The 17,751-nt window shown below is 69.4% G+C and carries 14 protein-coding genes; 3 read left to right on the forward strand and 11 right to left on the reverse strand.

Annotated elements, in window-relative coordinates; translation table 11 throughout:
• Positions 1-8: 8 nt before the first annotated feature.
• From OG588_RS32225 to OG588_RS32255, 7 genes are all read right to left on the reverse strand, one after another.
• Complete coding sequence (locus OG588_RS32225) at positions 9-1,466, reverse strand: catalase (RefSeq protein WP_405950321.1); 1,458 nt, start codon at positions 1,464-1,466, stop codon at positions 9-11.
• Positions 1,467-1,563: 97 nt separating this feature from the next.
• Positions 1,564-3,657 carry a SpoIIE family protein phosphatase gene (locus tag OG588_RS32230; RefSeq protein WP_026150673.1) on the reverse strand — a complete coding sequence of 698 codons (2,094 nt, stop codon included), beginning with the start codon at positions 3,655-3,657 and terminating at the stop codon, positions 1,564-1,566.
• A 289-nt stretch (positions 3,658-3,946) separates the two neighbouring features.
• Positions 3,947-4,639 (reverse strand): DUF402 domain-containing protein, encoded by a 693-nt coding sequence (locus tag OG588_RS32235; RefSeq protein ID WP_405950322.1) that lies wholly within the window; start codon positions 4,637-4,639, stop codon positions 3,947-3,949.
• A 72-nt stretch (positions 4,640-4,711) separates the two neighbouring features.
• Positions 4,712-6,097: a class II fumarate hydratase gene (locus tag OG588_RS32240; protein ID WP_405950323.1), complete on the reverse strand. Its 1,386-nt coding sequence runs from the start codon at positions 6,095-6,097 to the stop codon at positions 4,712-4,714.
• A 59-nt stretch (positions 6,098-6,156) separates the two neighbouring features.
• Positions 6,157-9,228, reverse strand: a complete 3,072-nt coding sequence (locus tag OG588_RS32245) for an NACHT domain-containing protein (protein WP_405950324.1) — start codon at positions 9,226-9,228, stop codon at positions 6,157-6,159.
• A gap of 13 nt (positions 9,229-9,241) precedes the next feature.
• On the reverse strand, positions 9,242-9,694 hold the full coding sequence (locus tag OG588_RS32250; protein ID WP_405950325.1) for a hypothetical protein: 453 nt from the start codon (positions 9,692-9,694) through the stop codon (positions 9,242-9,244).
• Positions 9,695-9,887: 193 nt separating this feature from the next.
• The gene (locus OG588_RS32255) at positions 9,888-11,558 is read right to left on the reverse strand and encodes a fumarate hydratase (protein ID WP_405950326.1); all 1,671 of its coding nucleotides are present in this window, start codon (positions 11,556-11,558) and stop codon (positions 9,888-9,890) included.
• 196 nt (positions 11,559-11,754) lie between these two features.
• Between OG588_RS32255 and OG588_RS32260 the strand changes: the two genes are divergently transcribed.
• The gene (locus OG588_RS32260; protein WP_019058481.1) at positions 11,755-12,471 is read left to right on the forward strand and encodes a DUF1707 domain-containing protein; all 717 of its coding nucleotides are present in this window, start codon (positions 11,755-11,757) and stop codon (positions 12,469-12,471) included.
• A gap of 173 nt (positions 12,472-12,644) precedes the next feature.
• Positions 12,645-13,019: a WhiB family transcriptional regulator gene (locus tag OG588_RS32265; protein ID WP_026150672.1), complete on the forward strand. Its 375-nt coding sequence runs from the start codon at positions 12,645-12,647 to the stop codon at positions 13,017-13,019.
• A 117-nt stretch (positions 13,020-13,136) separates the two neighbouring features.
• On the opposite strand, the gene glpX is transcribed toward OG588_RS32265, so the two are convergent.
• Positions 13,137-14,171, reverse strand: coding sequence for a class II fructose-bisphosphatase (gene glpX / locus OG588_RS32270; protein WP_019058479.1), 1,035 nt, complete (start codon positions 14,169-14,171; stop codon positions 13,137-13,139).
• Between the two features lie 126 nt (positions 14,172-14,297).
• Here glpX and OG588_RS32275 point away from each other — a divergent pair, with 126 nt between their 5' ends.
• The gene (locus OG588_RS32275; RefSeq protein WP_405950327.1) at positions 14,298-14,819 is read left to right on the forward strand and encodes a DUF4245 domain-containing protein; all 522 of its coding nucleotides are present in this window, start codon (positions 14,298-14,300) and stop codon (positions 14,817-14,819) included.
• Positions 14,820-14,895: 76 nt separating this feature from the next.
• On the opposite strand, the gene OG588_RS32280 is transcribed toward OG588_RS32275, so the two are convergent.
• The 3 genes from OG588_RS32280 to xseA form a co-directional block, all read right to left on the reverse strand.
• Positions 14,896-15,486: a malonic semialdehyde reductase gene (locus tag OG588_RS32280; RefSeq protein ID WP_019058477.1), complete on the reverse strand. Its 591-nt coding sequence runs from the start codon at positions 15,484-15,486 to the stop codon at positions 14,896-14,898.
• A 622-nt stretch (positions 15,487-16,108) separates the two neighbouring features.
• Positions 16,109-16,357: an exodeoxyribonuclease VII small subunit gene (locus tag OG588_RS32285; protein WP_366095844.1), complete on the reverse strand. Its 249-nt coding sequence runs from the start codon at positions 16,355-16,357 to the stop codon at positions 16,109-16,111.
• 26 nt (positions 16,358-16,383) lie between these two features.
• A complete protein-coding gene (gene xseA, locus OG588_RS32290) occupies positions 16,384-17,592 on the reverse strand; it encodes an exodeoxyribonuclease VII large subunit (RefSeq protein ID WP_317774047.1) in 1,209 nt (402 codons plus the stop codon).
• Positions 17,593-17,751 lie beyond the last annotated feature (159 nt).

Raw genomic sequence — 17,751 nt, forward strand, 5'->3', positions numbered from 1 at the left:
GCGTACCGCTAGGCGAAGTTCGCGGCGATCCGGTCGCCGAGTTCCTTGTCGACGTTGTGCCAGTACTGCAGGGCACGGTCGAGGACCGAGCGGGACACGTCGGCCTTCAGGTGACCGGTGATGTTCGCGACGAGGCGGTCGCGGGCGGCATCGTCGAGGACCTCGCGGACCATCGTGCCGGCCTGCCCGAAGTCGTCGTCCTCGCGGTGCAACTTCGTTGCCTCGCGGACCAGTTCACCGGCGGTCTGCCAGCTCGCCGGGTCACCGAACCGGCCGTAGTCGGCCGCCGGTCCGCCGTAGGAGTTCGGGGCGTACGGCCGCGCCGTGTTGGACGCCTCGTACCGCATCGGGCCGTCCTTGGCATAGGAGTTGACCGGGGAGTGCGGCCGATTCGGCGGCAGCTGGGCGTAGTTGGGGCCGATCCGGTACCGGTGGGTGTCCGGGTACGAGAACAGCCGGCCCAGCAGCATCTTGTCCGGGGACGGGCCGATGCCGGGCACCAGGTTCGAGGGCTCGAAGGCGGCCTGCTCGATGTGGACGAAGTAGTCGTCCGGGTTCCGGTTCAGGGTCATGCGGCCGACGTCGATCAGCGGGTAGTCCCCGTGCGGCCAGACCTTCGTCAGGTCGAAGGGGTTGAAGCGGTAGTCCGCCGCGTCCTCGAACGGCATGATCTGGACCTTGAGGCTCCAGCTCGGCGCGTTCCCGGACTCGATCGACTCGTGCAGGTCACGGCGGTGCTTGTCGCCGTCGGACCCGGCCAGCTCGTCGGCCTCGGCCTGCGTGAGGTACTCGATGCCCTGGTCGGTCTTGAAGTGGTACTTCACCCAGAACCGCTCACCGGCGCCGTTGATCCACATGTAGGTGTGGGAGCTGTAGCCGTTCATGTGGCGGTACGTCTTCGGGATGCCCCGGTCGCCCATCAGCCAGGTCACCTGGTGCGCCGACTCGGGGGAGAGGGTCCAGAAGTCCCACTGCATGTCGTTGCTGCGCAGCCCGGTCGCCGGGTGGCGCTTCTGCGAGCGGATGAAGTCCTGGAACTTGATGGTGTCCCGGACGAAGAAGACCGGGGTGTTGTTGCCCACCATGTCGTAATTGCCGTGCTCTGTGTAGAACTTGAGGGCGAAGCCGCGGGGGTCGCGCCAGGTGTCGGGCGAGCCCTGCTCACCGGCGACGGTGGAGAACCGCGCGAGCATCTCGGTGCGCTTGCCCGGCTGGAAGAGGTCGGCCCGGGTGAACTGGCTGACGTCGTTGGTGACTTCGAAGAAGCCGTACGCTCCGCTGCCCTTGGCGTGCACCACCCGCTCGGGGACCCGTTCCCGGTTGAACTGAGCCATCTTCTCGATGAGGTAGTGGTCCTGGAGCAGGATCGGGCCGTCGGGTCCGACGGTGAGCGAGTGTTCGTCGCTCTCCACCGGGATACCGACGTTGTTCGTGGTGTACGGAGTGTGCTGGGGTGCCTGCGTCACGAGCGTCCTCCTGTTCGGAAGAAAGTAGGTCGCTTTCGCTTCGCGTACCCCAGCAGTCAACTCCGACGCCGGTATGTCGGCAACTTTTGGACGATGTCTAATTCCGGTTCAGTTCGAACCAGACCACCTTCCCGGTGCTGAGCCGGGTGGCTCCCCACCGACGGGCCAGTCTGTTGACCAGATACAGCCCACGTCCGCCTTCGTCGGTGGCCCGCGCCTGCCGCAGCCGAGGCAGCTGAGGCACGTCGTCCCCGACCTCGCAGCGCAGCACATCGGTCCGCAGCAGACGCAGGGTGACCGGCCGTGACGCGTACCGCACGGCATTGGTCACGACCTCGCTGACCAGCAGCTCCACGGAGTCGCTCATGTCCTCCATGCCCCAGCGGGCCAGCGCACGCCGGGCCAGCCGACGGGCCTGGCCGGGAGCCGAGTCCTCCGGGTCGAGAAACCAGTACGCCACGTCACTGGGCGCGATCCCGTCGAAGCGGGCGGCGAGCAGCGCGATGTCGTCGTCCCGGTCACCCGGGCCGAGCATGTCGAGCACCTCGTCGCACAGGGCCTCGAGGGGCGGCGGATGATCGGGTCCGGTGAGCTGCGCGACCGCGGCGAGCTTCTCGCGCAGCTGCTCTATCCCGGTCCAGACGTCCCGCAGCCGCGACTCGACGAGCCCGTCCGTGTACAGCAGGAGGGTGGCTCCCGCGGGGGCGTCCAGCTCCACGGCCTCGAAGTCGACGCCGCCGACACCGATCGGGGCGCCGGGCGGCACCCGCAGCACCTCGGCCCGGCCGCCGAGGTGCAGGAGCACCGGCGGCGGGTGTCCCGCGTTGGCGATGGTGATGCGGTGCGAGACCGGGTCGTAGACCGCGTAGAGGCAGGTCGCCATGCGGTCGGTGCCCAGGCGTTGGGCCTGTTCGTCGAGGTGGTGCAGGACCTCCTGCGGGGGCAGGTCGAGACCCGCCAACGTCTGTGCGGTGGTGCGGAGTTGGCCCATGATCGCGGCCGAGGTCATGGAGTGGCCCATGACGTCGCCGACGACCAGGGCGACCCGGCTGCCGGGCAGCGGGATCGCGTCGTACCAGTCGCCGCCGACGCGTGCGGTCTCGGCGGCTGGGAGGTACCGGGACGCCAGCCGGACGCCGGTGGGGCGCGGCAGGGTCTCCGGGAGCATGGTGCGCTGGAGCTCGTCGGCGATGTACGCCTCGCGGCCGTAGAGCACCGCCTTGTCGATGCCCAGCGCGCTGTGCGTGGCGAGTTGGGCGGCGACCAGGAGGTCGTCGGCCTCGAACGCCATGCGCTCCGGGCGGCGCAGGAAGAGCGCGGCGCCGATCACCCGGCGCCGGCCGCGCAGCGGCGCGAGGATCGCGCGCTGACCGGCCGGGACGATCAACTCGCCGCCCTCACCGAGCAGTTCGGGCAGTGCGGCGCGGGCGGCGGGAGAGTCGGCGAAGACGGGACGTACGCCCCGCAGCACCTCGTTCAGCGCACCTCCGGGCCGTACCTCGCACAACTCGGCGGTGACCGCGGACAGTTCGGAGGGCTGCTCCGGCTGTATCGCGGGCATGAAGCCGTTCTCAGTGTCCCGCTCCTCCGGGATGCGGTCGGTGCGGCGCAGCCGCAGCACGACGGGCCCGGTGGGCCGCTCGTCGCCGACCGGCAGCGGGTCGCGCAGATAGACCAGGATCGCGTCCGAGAACGTCGGCACGGTCGCCCGGCACAGCCCCATGACGATCTCGTCGAGGTCGATGCCACGGGCGATCCGCCGGGTCGCGGCGCCCACGAAGCGCAGCCGGTCCCCGTCCCGCCGCATGGGCATGGGACCGCCGGGCGGCAGCCCCTGCCCCGTACGGCGCTCCTTGGCGGCGGCGTCGGAGACCTCGCCGACGCCCGGCTGGGCCGGGATGCCGTCGGGCGAAGGGCGCGGGCGGTGGGCGTCGGGTTCGGCGGCCGAGGGCTGGGAGTGCTCGGAGCCACCTGCGGTGTCGGGCTTCACAGGGGTACCTGCCGGGTCCTTCCCCTTGGCGCGGGACGTGCTCGTACCCGGCGCCGGAGGCGGCTCACCGGTGCGTGCCTGTGCCGGTAAGCCGGCGCCACCGGACGGCCTGGACGGCGTCGAGGTGTGCAGGAGCGCCCCGCGGGGGTCTGCGGGGTCGGCGCCGCCGGGGCGCTCGAAGGAGGTGGGGTGCTCCGTCACGCGTGTCGAATCCGTCCGTCCGGGACCGCACGCGATACGTGCGGATCGTCCCGCTGAAATGCCGATACCCGGAATACGTGCCCCAGGAACGGAATTCCCGCGTGGTCAGAGGCTGTTCCTGTGTCACCGGCGGACCGGTGGCCCGATCCGATGGTGCCCTGATACCCCTCGCTCACGTCCTGCCGCCCCTCGGTGACGTCTGGTCAGTCCCGGTACATGCCCCGGGAGTTGTGCGGTGCCCTTGCGGAGGACGATCCTACGGTTGCGCACCGGGGGCGCATCAAGGGTCTCATGTGGACATGTGCGCGGGGGTGCGGTCCCAGTCCTCCGGAAGTGAAGGTACAGCCCAGGACGGATCCGGGCGCCAGTGCTGCCAACCGTCCGCGAACGGTGCCCCCCACGAACGGATCGTCTCGATCGCGGACCAGCCCGCTTCCCGTACCCGCTCGGCGAGTTGGGGATCCATCAGCCCGTCCCGCTGGGCCTGCGCGAACTCGTCCTCGTCGAGCCAGCGCCAACTGCGGTCCGGGTGGACGGAGATGTCCAGGAAGTGATCCACGGAGTCGACCCCGCCGTCCCAACGGACCTGCGGTTCCTCAAGGTTCACGTACCAGTTCTTGAACTGCCATCCGGGCTCCCAGAAAAGCCACACCGACCAGGGCTCACCGGGCCGCGCCAGCTTCAGCACACCCGTCCCGAACCAGTGGTCGCGCTGGACCGTACGCGGCTTCGTGTACCGGGTCTCCAGCGGCTCCCCGTGCACCGACGTACCGTCCACGAGCACCGGCTTCACACACTCGGTGCCGGGCGCCATCCAGACCGCGAGCAGCTCCTCGTCATCGCGGACGACGGTCACGGGCCGCGCGATGTGGAAACGGTCGCCCGCGTTCTCCCGATAGCGCCACAGGATCTGATCCCCGGGCGCCCAGAAGGCCGTAGACGTACCCGCTTCCACCGCTCGTACCGCTCCACCGTCTGTCATGAAGAGATATTAGGTGCCCCGGGCATACGACGCTGCGGTGCGCGTCACGGTTCACGCCAGGGCGACCATTGGTTACGGACGCGTCATCCGCAGGACATCGAGAGCCTCGTCGAGCTGCGCGACGGTCAGGTCACCGCGCTCCACGTAGCCGTTCTCCAGCACGACCTGGCGGATCGTCTTCCGCTCCGCGAGCGCCTTCTTGGCGACCTTGGCGGCCTCCTCGTACCCGATGTACTTGTTCAACGGCGTGACGACGGACGGCGAGGACTCGGCGTACTCACGCGCCCGCTCCCGGTGCGCGACGATCCCCTCGACGGTCCGATCGGCAAGCAGCCGTGAGACGTTCGCGAGCAACCTGATTGATTCCAGGACGTTCTTGGCGATCACCGGCAGCATCACGTTGAGCTCGAAGTTGCCGGCGGCCCCGGCGGTGGCGACGGTCGCGTCATTGCCCACGACCTGCGCGGCGACCATCAGCACGGCCTCCGGAATCACCGGGTTGACCTTGCCGGGCATGATCGACGACCCCGGCTGCAGATCGGGCAGCGAGATCTCCGAGAGCCCGGTCCGCGGCCCGGACGCCATCCACCGCAGATCGTTCGCGATCTTCGTCAGCCCTACGGCGATGGTCCGCAGCTGCCCGCTGGTCTCGACGATCCCGTCCCGGGCGCCCTGCGCCTCGAAGTGGTCCCGCGCCTCGGTCAACGGCAGCCCGGTGACCAGCGCGACCTCGGCGATCACGGCGGCGGAGAAGCCTGGCGGGGTGTTGATCCCGGTCCCGACGGCGGTCCCGCCCAGCGGCAGTTCGGCGAGCCGCGGCAGCGAGGCCTGCAGCCGCTCGACGCCGTAGCGCACCTGCGCCGAGTACCCGCCGAACTCCTGCCCCAGGGTTACGGGCGTGGCGTCCATCAGGTGGGTCCGCCCGGACTTCACCACATCGGCGAACTCGACGGACTTGCGCGACAGCGCGCCGGCGAGATGCTCCAGCGCGGGAATCAGGTCATGGATGACGGCACCGGTGGCCGCGATGTGGATGGAGGACGGAAACACGTCGTTGGACGACTGCGAGGCGTTGACGTGGTCGTTGGGATGCACTTCCCGCCCGAGCCGCTCGGTCGCGAGGGTGGCGATCACCTCGTTGGTGTTCATGTTGGACGAGGTCCCGGACCCGGTCTGGAACACGTCGATCGGGAAGTGCTCGTCCCACTTCCCGCCGGCCACCTCACGCGCGGCCTCCTGGATCGCCTCCGCGATGTCCTTGTCGAGCACGCCCAGTTCGGCGTTCACCTTGGCGGCGGCACCCTTGATCCGGGCCAGCGCCTCGATGTGGGCGCGCTCGATGCGTTGCCCTGAGATCGGGAAGTTCTCCACTGCCCGCTGGGTCTGGGCCCGCCATTTCGCGTCCGCGGGGACCTGTACCTCGCCCATGGAGTCGTGCTCGATGCGGTAATCGCTCATACCTGTATATCGACCGGGAGGGCGGGGATGTTCCGGGGGCGGTCCGTCGAATGGTCTGGTCAGCGGGTACGGAGTTGCTCGTCCAGCCGCCCCAGCTCGTCGAGAAGCCGACTGTCGCCCTGCCATTTGGCGAGCTGGTCGAGGGCTTCGGGGGAGATTCCCGGTGCGGCCCCGGCGGGGGACCCACCCTGAAGGAGGGCGATACAGCGGCGCAGGGTCTGCCGGTCCAGGTCGAGGGGGGCGCCGCGTGGCACGGTACGGATGCCCACCACGTACGCGGCGGCTTCGTCCGCGTCGCGGAGGCCGAACAGGGCGGTGAAGAAGGCGGGGCCGCCGGGGGATCCCTGTGCGATGGCGCGGGTCAGGGCGCGGTGGCGGCGGAGTTCGCGGTAAACGGGGCGGATGGCGCGGCGGAACAGTGGGGGTCCGGACATGTAGACCAGTAGTCCACCGCTGACCACAACGAGGATGTAGAGCACCCATGGTACGGACCGGACCACTGTCAGCAAGTAGATGACGACGTTCGCTAGGCCGAGCGCCGCTGCGATGGCTACGGCTACCGACGCGGTGCGCATGGCGAGTCTGTTCGTCAACAACCTGCGGACCAGATGGTTTTCGAACACAAGGACGTACGGCATGAAGAACACCACTCTCGCCACGCTGAATCGCCAGGAGGGAGAGGCCCGACGAACCGCGTAGAGGAGGTTGGGACCCCACAGGGTGGCGTGGATGGTCAGTAGTGCCCAGACCAGTCCCCCGACCAACGAGTCCTCTCTTTGGAACACCAGCAGGGCCAGGATCCCCAGCGCCAGTACACAGAGAGCAACGATTCCCACGGCGATGGTCGCCGTCAGCCGTCCGAACCCGATCCTGACCTTTCGGAGGCCGCCCTGCTCCAGAATCCTGTGGGGCAGACGCCGCCCCGCTCCGTAGGACAGCGGCTCGCTGACCTGGACGTACCAGAAGAGGATCCAGGTAGGGCCGAGAGCCATGCACAAGCCCATCACGAGGCCAGCCAGCATGGTCCCCGGACGCGACCCGTTGGAGAAGGACAGGAACAGCGTGCTGACCGTGCCCCAGAACAACACCCCCTTGGGCGCCCAGTCCACCACCTTCCGCAGCGCGACCAGATCCTCGTCCACGCGCAACCGCCGCAGATCCCCGTCGAACGCTCGTGTCTCCGAGGGCGTCGTCTTCTGCTCCCCGAGGCGCGTGATCAGCAGCCTGCGGACGGCTCTCCGTACCGTCTCCGGCACCGCGGGCAACATGGCGCAGTCCCGCAAAGCCGTCATCCGCAGCCAGTTGCTCGTTCCGGCGAACGCCGAGTCCACGTACGACTGACGCATTCCTTCGGAGAGCAGCGGTATGCAGTCCAGGGCGAACTTGCGGTCGCTGATGCTGCCGTGCTTCCACGCCCTCGCCACCAGGTCTTCGACCAGCGTCCGCACGGGGGCGTGCGGCAACTCCGGCCGCCCTTGGTAGGCGGCCGTCAGCAGTTCCAGCGTGTGTACGGCCCTCGGTGACCAGGTGAACCCGTCCGTGCCGGCCCGGTCCGCCTGGTCCCGCTCGTCGGCCAGGACCTCGCTCAGTGCCTCCAGCAGTGGGTCCGTGACCTCGGCCGTACCGTCCTGGAGCACGGTCACGGCGGTCTCACGCCACTGCCCGCTCGTCGCCAGTTCGCGGGGCGGCACGGCCGACGGATGCTCGGCCACGTACCGGCTGGCGAAGTACTGCAGGACGCGTCGATGGCCGAAGAACACCCTGCGGCCGGACTGCTCGGCGGGTCCCGCGCCGCTCTCGCTCCCCATCGGCTCTTCCGGCGAGGAGACCAGGATCCGTGACTCCGCCAGCACATGGATCATCAGGTCGCGGGTCGCGGGATCCCCGGCGGCCCGGGAGATCTCGTCCCGGAAGGTTCGCTCGTCCACGGACAGTCCGCCCCGCGTCCCGGTCAGCTGGAACGCGAAGCGGGCAAGGAAGTCCTCGATCCGACGCTGCGGTCCGCGAGCCCGTCCGGCGGTCTCAAAGCCGTCATGGCCGTCATGGCCGTCACGGTCGACCGTCGACGGCAGTGCCTTGCGCAGCCGCGACGCGGCGTACTCCTCGAACAACGCGCTCGGACGGTCCGGTACGGCGTCCATCTCCCGTACGTACGTGGCGAGGAGGTGCAGGCTGAGCGGATTCCGCAGCTCGGTCGCGAACCCCCGGCGCGGGTCCGTCAGCAGTGCCTGCACACGCGCGAAGTCGGCCTCCTTGAAACCGAGCCTGTGCAGGAACCTCTCCTGCTGTTCCGGATCCAGGCCGAGGAGCTGGAGTCGGGTCCAGCCCGACGCGCGCGGGCCCTTGTACTCCCGTGCGGCGACCACACACCGCCCGCCGCCCTCGACGAGTTCGATGACGGTCTGGATGTACGGCGCCACGGCGGCGTCGATCGTCGGACTGTCGAGTACGGCCGGGATCTCGTCGAAGGAGTCGAGCAGCAGGGTGACCCGTCGCTGCTGGAGGTCCTCCGTGAAGCAGTGCGCGAAGTACGTCGCGACGGCGGTGCTGCCCCGAGGTCCGGTCTGCGCCATGATGTACCGCCGCAGTACATCGGTATTGATCTCATGGGGTTTCGCCCTGAGTTCGCGGAGGTTGACGTAGAGCGGCAGGGGCCCTTCCGGGTCGCGGCCCTCGGCGATCTCCGCCAGCTGCGACATGGCGTGCTGACGCAGTGCCACGCTCTTGCCCGCGCCCGCGCCGCCCTGGAGCAGGATTAGGTCGGTCTCGGGGTGGGCCAGTACCTGCGACAGCGGTCTGACGGCCGAGCGTTCGCGCCACCGCAGCGGACCGCGGCGGCGACCGGTCACCGTACGGCCGTCCACGTCCTCGACGATCGCGGACAGCTCGACCAACTTGTCGTCCAGCCAGTGCATCTCGTCGAGCGTGGAGGTCAGCTTCCGCAGCAGCAGCCGGGCCAGTGACCGTCGGAAGCCCGCGGCGTCCGGAGGCGGTGGTGGGACGCCCTCGGGTGTCCCACCGAGCGATTGGCCGGCGCTTCCCGGAAAGTGGACGGCGCCCGCGTTGATGACCGTCTCCGGATGCCAGTTCGGCTGCTCGTAGCCCGGTTGTGCCGCGTCGGATCCCCGCATCGCACGGGGCCGATCAAAAGTGGTGGCCGCCGGCCCAGCGGGCCAGCTCGTCCACGGTGTTGCCCAGTTCGGCGGCCGCGGCGGCGGTGCCGCGCAGGGCACGCAGCCGGTTGGCGAACCGGGTCAGCCGGCCGGTGACGGCGTCGTCCGTCCCGTCGGGCGCGTCCTCGGTGTCCTCCGGGGCGTCTGAGTCCTCCGCGTCCGGTTCGGCGGACGACGTACCGTGGCCGGCCTCACCCGCGCCCCCGAGGGCGTCCCCGGCGATGTCGGCGATGTCGGCGAGTTCCGCGTCGAGAGCAGCGCGTTCGGACTCCGGTACGCCCTCCAACGCCCCGATACGTGACCGCAGTTCCGCGACCGCTTCGGCGAACTCCGCCGGTCCGCTCTGCTCGGTCAGACGCAGATCGCCCGCGATGTTGAAGACCCGGCTGTTGTGGAGCTGCCAGGAGGACTGGTCGAACGTCATTCGTGCTCCCCCGAGAGTGACAGGCCATCAGGGTAGGGCCGGGCAGGCCCCGTTGACATCACGAACAACCGCATTGCCCTGGCAGGTCCGGTGGAAGCGCGCCCGCCGCGGTGAGTGACGGCGCGGCGCACAGTGAGGCCCGACCTGAGACGCCCGCCTCCGCTGTCGCCAGGGGCGGGCGTCCGGCACCTGCTCAGCCCAACCCAGGCCCCCGCACCGGAATATGCGTGAACGTAGGCTCGGGCGCCGGGTTCTGGAAGAAGTCGTTGCCCTTGTCGTCGACCACGACGAACGCCGGGAAGTCCTCGACCTCGATCTTCCAGACCGCCTCCATCCCGAGCTCCTCGTACTCGACGACCTCGACCTTCTTGATGCAGTCCTGGGCGAGCCGCGCCGCGGGCCCACCGATCGACCCGAGGTAGAAGCCGCCGTGCGCGTCACACGCGTCGGTGACCTGTTTGCTCCGGTTCCCCTTGGCCAGCATCACCTTGGAGCCGCCCGCCGCCTGGAACTGCTCGACGTACGAGTCCATGCGCCCGGCGGTCGTAGGCCCGAAGGACCCGGACGCGTACCCCTCAGGGGTCTTCGCGGGCCCCGCATAGTACACGGGGTGGTCCTTCAGGTACTGCGGCATCTCCTCGCCCGCGTCGAGCCGCTCCTTGATCTTGGCGTGCGCGATGTCACGCGCCACGACGAGCGGCCCGGAGAGCGAAAGCCGGGTCTTGACGGGGTACTTGGTCAGCTCGGCGAGGATGTCGTCCATGGGCTGGTTGAGGTCGATGCGGACGACGCCCTCCTCGGCGGAGTCCAGGTGCTCGTCGGTGGTCTCCGGCAGGAACCGCGCGGGGTCGGTCTCCAACTGCTCCAGGAACACACCCTCGGCGGTGATCTTCGCGACGGCCTGCCGGTCGGCGGAGCAGGACACGGCGATGGCGACCGGGCAGGACGCCCCGTGCCGGGGCAGCCGCACCACGCGCACGTCGTGGCAGAAGTACTTGCCGCCGAACTGCGCCCCGATGCCGATCCGCTGCGTCAGCTCGAAGACCTTCTGCTCCAGGTCCTTGTCCCGGAACCCGTGCCCCAACTCCGAACCCTCCGCCGGGATCTCGTCCAGGTAGTGCGCGGAGGCGTACTTCGCGGTCTTCAGCGCGTACTCGGCGCTCGTACCGCCGACCACGATCGCCAGGTGGTACGGCGGGCAGGCGGCCGTCCCCAGCGAACGGATCTTCTCCTCAAGGAACTTCATCATGGAGCCCTCGTTGAGGACCGCCTTCGTCTCCTGGTAGAGGAACGACTTGTTGGCGGAGCCGCCGCCCTTCGCCATGAACAGGAACTTGTAGGCGCCGCCGTCGGTCGCGTACAGCTCGATCTGGGCGGGCAGGTTCGACCCGGTGTTCTTCTCGTCCCACATGGTCAGCGGGGCCATCTGCGAGTACCGCAGATTGAGGTTCAGGTACGCGTCGTAGATACCGCGCGACAGCGCCGACTCGTCCTCACCTTCGGTGAGGACGTTCTGCCCCCGCTTGCCCATCACGATCGCCGTACCGGTGTCCTGGCACATGGGCAGTACACCGGCGGCGGCGATGTTCGCGTTCTTCAGGAGGTCCAGCGCCACGAACTTGTCGTTGTTCGACGCCTCGGGGTCGTCGATGATCCGGCGCAGCTGGGCCAGGTGGGCGGGCCGCAGATAGTGCTGGATGTCGTGGATCGCCTCGGCCGCCAGCTTGCGCAGCGCCTCGGGCTCGACCTTGAGGAACGTCCGCCCGTCGGCCTCGAAGGTGGAGACACCCTCGGAGGTCACCAGCCGGTACGGGGTGGTGTCCTCTCCCATGGGGAGCAGATCGGTGTACGCGAACTCAGGCATTGTCGCCCATTCCTCACTCGACAGACAGCACGGCCGGCCGCCATTGGCAGGCACCGACCAGCGTAGAACCTGCCACTGACACCGAGCTTGTGAGGTAAGGCTCAGTTCCTCCGGGCAGTGCCGTCTCGCCAACGTTGTCCACACCCGCCGTCCACACCCCTAGTCGCGATCTATCGCGTTTCGGTACGCTGCTGCCGTGGACCTTCAGAAGCAGCCCGCATCCGCGCCCACGGCCCCGCAGCCCGCGCCCGCCGCCCCGTCGCTGCGCGCCTCGGACGCCGACCGTGACCGCATCGCCGACATCCTGCGCGAGGCCCTGGCCGAGGGCCGCCTGGACGCGGAGGAGCACGCCGAGCGGGTCGAGGGGGTGCTGAGCGCCAAGACGGTCGGCGAGCTGGAGGTCTTCATCCAGGATCTGCCGGCCGCCCATGGACACCGCGCGACGACCCCGTCGTACAGCCCCGCCCCGAACCGCCCGACGGAGGGCGCGATCCCGGCCGAGGCCGATGAGAACGTGGTGGCGGTGTTCAGTGCCGCGATGCGCAAGGGCCGCTGGCGCGCGGGCCGTCGTATGCACGCGTACGCCGTGTTCGGCAGCGTCGAGATCGACCTCAGCGAGGCGATCTTCGAGTACCAGCAGGTCGTCATCAAGGCGATCTCGGTCTTCGGCAACGTCGAGATCCGCGTCCCGGAGAACGTGTCGCTGCGCGGCACCGGCGGCGGAGTCCTCGGCAACTTCGAGGTGGACACGCTGGATTCGCTGGAGCCGGACGCGCCCGTGGTCTTCGTCGACGGGTGGGCCGTACTCGGAAACATCGAGGCAAAACCCAAGCGGGGCAAGCTCGTTGCGGACATTCTCGATCGGGTTCAGCGCAAGGTCGACAAGAATTTGCGCAAACACCTGGACCGTTGACGGTTGTGAACCGGGACACATGTGGAGCTGATCGGTCCACGCCCGTACGGCCCTGACATCGCGCAGAAGCGCCCGAAAACCAGCGGTTCGGAACTCAGTGCATAGGCGCGCGCACAGCGGGTAGGCCTTGCTGCATCGTCTCTCGCTCGCGAAGCCGTCGTCAGGAGTAGACCGTGCTGCAACCGCCGCATTCGTCCCTGCAGGTAGCTGCTGTTCCGGCTCAGCGGGTGCCTGCGCGAGACAGGGACCAAGACGCTCCCTGGCACACCGAAGCGGTGTGCCGGCGCGACGAGGCAGGCCTGTTCTTCGCACCCTCCAAGGAACCCACCGCCGCCCGACTCTCCCGCGAGGACGCCGCGAAGCGCGTCTGCGCCCGCTGTCCGGTCATGGTCGAGTGCCGAGAGCACGCGCTCCTGCAACCCGAGCCGTACGGCGTCTGGGGCGGCCTCACCGCCGCCGAACGCCGCGTGGTCCTGGCCAGGCGCCGCCGCCGCGACCTGGAACTCCAGAAGGCCCGCGCGGCGGGCCGCATAGCAGCGGCAGGCTGACCGACGTAGAAGAGGCGCCCCCACCGCACCGGGGGCGCCTCTTTCACATACGACCGTGCGGTCGTGGCTTTCAGATACGACCCTGCGGTCGTGGCTTTTTTCGTGCCCGCGTCGTGGTTACTTGGCCCGATCGAAGTCGATCGCGCTGTACGCCCGCAGCTTGCTCAGCCGGTGTTCCGAATCGATTCGCCGCACCGTCCCGGACTTGGACCGCATCACGATCGAGTCGGTGGTCGCGGTCTCCGACCGGTACCGCACCCCCCGCAGCAGCTCCCCGTCCGTGATCCCGGTCGCGACGAAGAACACGTTCTCCCCGGACACCAGGTCACCGGTGGTGAGCACCCGGTCCAGGTCGTGCCCGGCATCCAGCGCCCGCTGCCGCTCGGCGTCGTCCTTCGGCCACAACTTGCCCTGGATCACGCCACCGAGGCACTTCACGGCACAGGCGGAGATGATGCCCTCCGGGGTGCCACCGATACCGAGGAGCAGGTCCACGCCGGTGCCTTCGCGCAGCGCCAGGATCGAGCCCGCGACATCGCCGTCGGAGATCAGCTTGATCCGCGCACCGGTCTCCCGGATCTCCTTGATGATGCCGTCGTGCCGCGGCCGGTCCAGGACGACGACGGTGACGTCCTCGGGCGTGACCCGCTTCGCTTTCGCGACCCGGCGGACGTTCACCGAGATCGGGGCCTCGATGTCGACGAACTCGGCGGCCTCGGGCCCCGTGACCAGCTTGTCCATGTAGAACACGGCGGACGGGTCGAACATCGAACCCCGGTCCGCGGCGGCCAGCACGGCGATCGCGTTCGGCATGCCCTTGGCGTTGAGCGTGGTGCCGTCGATCGGGTCGACGGCGATGTCGCACTCCGGCCCGGTCCCGTCACCGACGCGCTCGCCGTTGAAGAGCATCGGCGCCTCGTCCTTCTCGCCCTCACCGATGACGACGACGCCGTTCATCGAGACGGTGGAGACGAGGGTCCGCATGGCACGCACGGCGGCACCGTCGGCGCCGTTCTTGTCACCGCGCCCGACCCAGCGGCCCGCGGCCATCGCGGCGGCTTCGGTCACCCGGACGAGTTCCAGGGCGAGGTTGCGGTCGGGGGCCTCGGAGGGGACTTCGAGTTCGGACGGCAGATGATGATGCTCGGTCATCGGAGCGCACCTTTCTGATACGACGACGGCCGGATGAGGGTATGGCCCCGACTCTATCGCCAGGCAGACAAAATGAGCAGGGGGCCCCACGGATGAGCGGACCAGGGCACCTGCGACGATAGGGACGTGGCAGGTTCGAACGGCAAGCAGAAGACGGTCCGGGACATGATCCTCTCCCTGGGCCTGATCGGGATCGCGGCGGCGGTCGTCTACATCTTCATCCCGCACAGCGACCACGCTCCAGACATCAAGCGGGTCGACTACCGCGTGGAGCTGCTCACGGCACGCCGCGCGGCGCCGTACCCGGTGGCGGCCCCCGAGGGCCTGTCCACGAGCTGGAAGGCGACCTCGGTCAGCTACGACGGCGCCGCGTTCAACGCCTGGCACCTCGGGTTCAGTGCCCCCGGTGGTCAGTACGTGCAGATAGAGCAGTCGACTCAGAAGCAGGCCGACTTCGTCGACACCGCGAGCCAGGGCGGCGCCGCGACGAAGACGACCCAGACCATCGACGGCCGCACCTGGACCCGCTACACCGGCGGTCGCTACGACGCCCTCGTGCTGGCGGACAAGGGCTCGACGACGGTCGTGGCGGGCACGGGGTCGTTCGCGCAGCTGACGGAGATGGCGAAGGCGCTGCGGACGAAGTAGACGGACGGTTGCGGCGAAGGCCCCTGGCGCGGTGCCGGGGGCCTTCGTCATGTCATCTGCCGCTGTCGGTCGGTGCTCAGACGGTGGTGACGACCTCGTCGTACGCGAGCCGCGGGGAGCGCGGGAACCAGGCGTCCTCGCCCGGCTTGCCGATGTTGATGACGACGAACGGGGTGTGGTCGCCGTCCAGGAACTCCTTCTGGACGCCGGCGAAGTCGAGGCCGGTCATCGGACCGGCGGCGAGGCCGGCGGCACGGATGCCGATGATGAAGTACGCGGCCTGGAGGGCGGCGTTCAGCGCGGCGTTGCCCTCACGGACCGAACGCTCGCCGAAGACGGCGTCCTTGGCCTGCGGGAAGTGCGGGAACAGGTTCGGCAGTTCCTCGTGGAACTCGTTGTCCGCGGAGAGGATCGCGACCAGCGGGGCGGCGGCGGTCTTCTTCTGGTTGCCCTCGGCGAGGTGCTGCACGAGGCGCTCGCGGGCCTCGGGGGAGCGGACCAGGGTGATGCGCAGCGGCGACTGGTTCATCGAGGTCGGGCCGTACTTGACCAGGTCGTAGATCGCCTGCACCTGCTCGTCCGTCACCGGCTCGTCGGTGAACGTGTTCGCGGTGCGGGCCTCGCGGAACAGCAGGTCCTGGGCGGTGGGGTCAAGGACGAGAGACATACGTGAACTTCCTCGGGGTGGCCGGAAACCGGAACCGGACCGTGGTCCGGATAGGCTGACGAGACCGACCGTACGCGATGAGACGTTCAACGTTCAACCAAAACCGGAGCATGGTGATCCGCATCACAGGGAAATACCGCTGGGGTGGCTCGCCAGGGGGCTGCTGTTGTTCTTTCTGGTGAGTGGTCGGCGTCCCCGGTAGCAGCAGGCGGCGGTGGGTATTGGCTGGCCGCCGTCACTGACGGGTGTCCGCGAGCGCGCCTCGCCATCCGCCACCGGCTGTCGCAACTCGCCGTCCGCTGCCAGCAGTTGCCAACTGATCGCCGACGCTGCCAACCAGCGGTCGCCGCGACGCGCTGTCCGCTGCCGGCGTGCGCTGTTCGCCGTCCGCCGCTGGTTGTCGGCGTTTGGTTTCGCCGTCCGCTGACAGTCCTCGGCCGGTCCTGGGTTGTTGGCCGTTGCTAGCTGTTCGCCGTCGCTGCGCCGGCTGGCGGCCGCTGCGGCTTGCCGTCCACCGACAGCCGGCGCTACTTACGATCCGCTGCCGCCAGCCCGCCAGCCCGCCAGCCCGCCAGCCCGCCAGCCCGCCAGCCCGCCAGCCCGCGAGAGCCGCCCGCTCTCGCTACTCGCCGTCGCCGTCCGCTTCCGTGGCCGAGCCGTCTTCCTCTTCCTCCGCCAGCGCCGCGTCCAACCGAGCCCGCGCGCCGTCCAGCCAGCGTCGGCACACCTTGGCCAGTTCCTCGCCCCGCTCCCAGAGCGCGAGCGACTCCTCCAGGGTCGTACCGCCCGCCTCCAGCCGCCGTACGACCTCGATCAGCTCGTCGCGTGCCTGCTCGTACCCGAGCGACTCTTCCGTCACCTTGCTGGTCATCCGCCCACCCTATGCATCAACAGGAACTACGCCTCGACCCGAACCGTGAACTCGCCCTCGGCGACCCGCGCGCGCAGCACCTCGTCCGCGCTCGCCTCTTCCGGGTCCCGGACGACATGCCCGTCGGCCCGCTGCAGCACCGCGTACCCCCGCTTCAGGGTCGCGGCGGGAGAGAGGGCGACCACGCGCGCGTGGGTGTGGGTCAGCTCCGAGTCGGCGCGGTCCAGGAGGTGGCCGAGCGTGCGGCGGCCCCGGCCGAGGAGCGCGGCGACATGATCCGCGCGTTCGTCGATCATCCGGTGCGGATCCTGTATCGACGGCCGCGACAGCGCCTGCGCCAGCCCGCGCTCCTCCCGGTCCACGAACGCGACGACACACCGCCGCGCCCGGTCGCGCAGCTGCCGTACGCGCTCGTACTCCTCGCCGACGTCCGGTACGACCTTCTTCGCGGCGTCGGTGGGGGTGGAGGCGCGCAGGTCGGCGACGTAGTCCAGGAGGGGGTTGTCGGGCTCGTGCCCGATCGCGGACACCACCGGCGTACGGCAGGCCGACACGGCCCGTACGAGCTGCTCGTCGGAGAACGGCAGCAGGTCCTCCACGCTGCCGCCGCCCCGCGCCACGATGATCACGTCCACGCCGTCGAGCGCGTCGAGTTCCTTCACGGCCTGCACGACCTGCGGCACGGCGTGCACGCCCTGCACGGGCACGTTGCGCACCTCGAAACGGACCGCCGGCCAGCGATGCCGCGCGTTCTCCAGCACGTCCCGCTCGGCGGCCGAGGCCCGTCCGCAGACCAGCCCGATCAGCTGCGGCAGAAAGGGCAACGGCTTCTTCCGGTCGGCCGCGAACAGCCCCTCCGCGGCCAGCGACTTCTTCAACTGCTCAAGCCGCGCGAGGAGTTCCCCGACCCCGACCGGCCTGATCTCGGTGGCCCGCAACGACAACTGCCCCCGTGGCGCGTACCACTCCGGCTTCGCGAGGACGACGACCCGCGCGCCCTCGCTGACGACCTCGGCGACCTCGTCGAACACCTGCCGAAAGCACGTCACGCTCACCGAGATGTCGTACGACGGGTCGCGCAACGTCAGAAACACGACCCCGGCACCGGGCCGCCGCGACAACTGGGTGATCTGCCCCTCGACCCACACCGCACCGAGCCGATCGATCCACCCGCCGATGAGCCGGGAGACCTCACCGACGGGGAGCGGCGCGTCCGGAGCCGTGTTGAGAGCCATGCGCCCGAGAGTAACGGCCGCCTCTGACAACGGGGTCGAGGTGCGGGGTGGGGGCGGGGCGGAACGGTCACTGCTTGACCCAGGTCGGCGAAATCAGCCCGTCCGGTGTTTGAGGACGAGGCCCCTTCAGGGCCGATGGGGGTCTGGGGGCGGAGCCCC

Origin of the sequence: Streptomyces prunicolor (assembly GCF_045162825.1) — a bacterium.
GTDB classification, from domain to species: Bacteria; Actinomycetota; Actinomycetes; order Streptomycetales; family Streptomycetaceae; genus Streptomyces; species Streptomyces prunicolor.

Coding starts and splice junctions, on each gene's coding strand:
- OG588_RS32235 (WP_405950322.1), bottom strand. CDS start 4,639: ATGACAGACGGTGGAGCGGTACGAGCGGTGGAAGCGGGTACGTCTACG.
- OG588_RS32240 (WP_405950323.1), bottom strand. CDS start 6,097: ATGAGCGATTACCGCATCGAGCACGACTCCATGGGCGAGGTACAGGTC.
- OG588_RS32245 (WP_405950324.1), bottom strand. CDS start 9,228: ATGCGGGGATCCGACGCGGCACAACCGGGCTACGAGCAGCCGAACTGG.
- OG588_RS32250 (WP_405950325.1), bottom strand. CDS start 9,694: ATGACGTTCGACCAGTCCTCCTGGCAGCTCCACAACAGCCGGGTCTTC.
- OG588_RS32255 (WP_405950326.1), bottom strand. CDS start 11,558: ATGCCTGAGTTCGCGTACACCGATCTGCTCCCCATGGGAGAGGACACC.
- glpX (WP_019058479.1), bottom strand. CDS start 14,171: ATGACCGAGCATCATCATCTGCCGTCCGAACTCGAAGTCCCCTCCGAG.
- OG588_RS32280 (WP_019058477.1), bottom strand. CDS start 15,486: ATGTCTCTCGTCCTTGACCCCACCGCCCAGGACCTGCTGTTCCGCGAG.
- OG588_RS32285 (WP_366095844.1), bottom strand. CDS start 16,357: ATGACCAGCAAGGTGACGGAAGAGTCGCTCGGGTACGAGCAGGCACGC.
- xseA (WP_317774047.1), bottom strand. CDS start 17,592: ATGGCTCTCAACACGGCTCCGGACGCGCCGCTCCCCGTCGGTGAGGTC.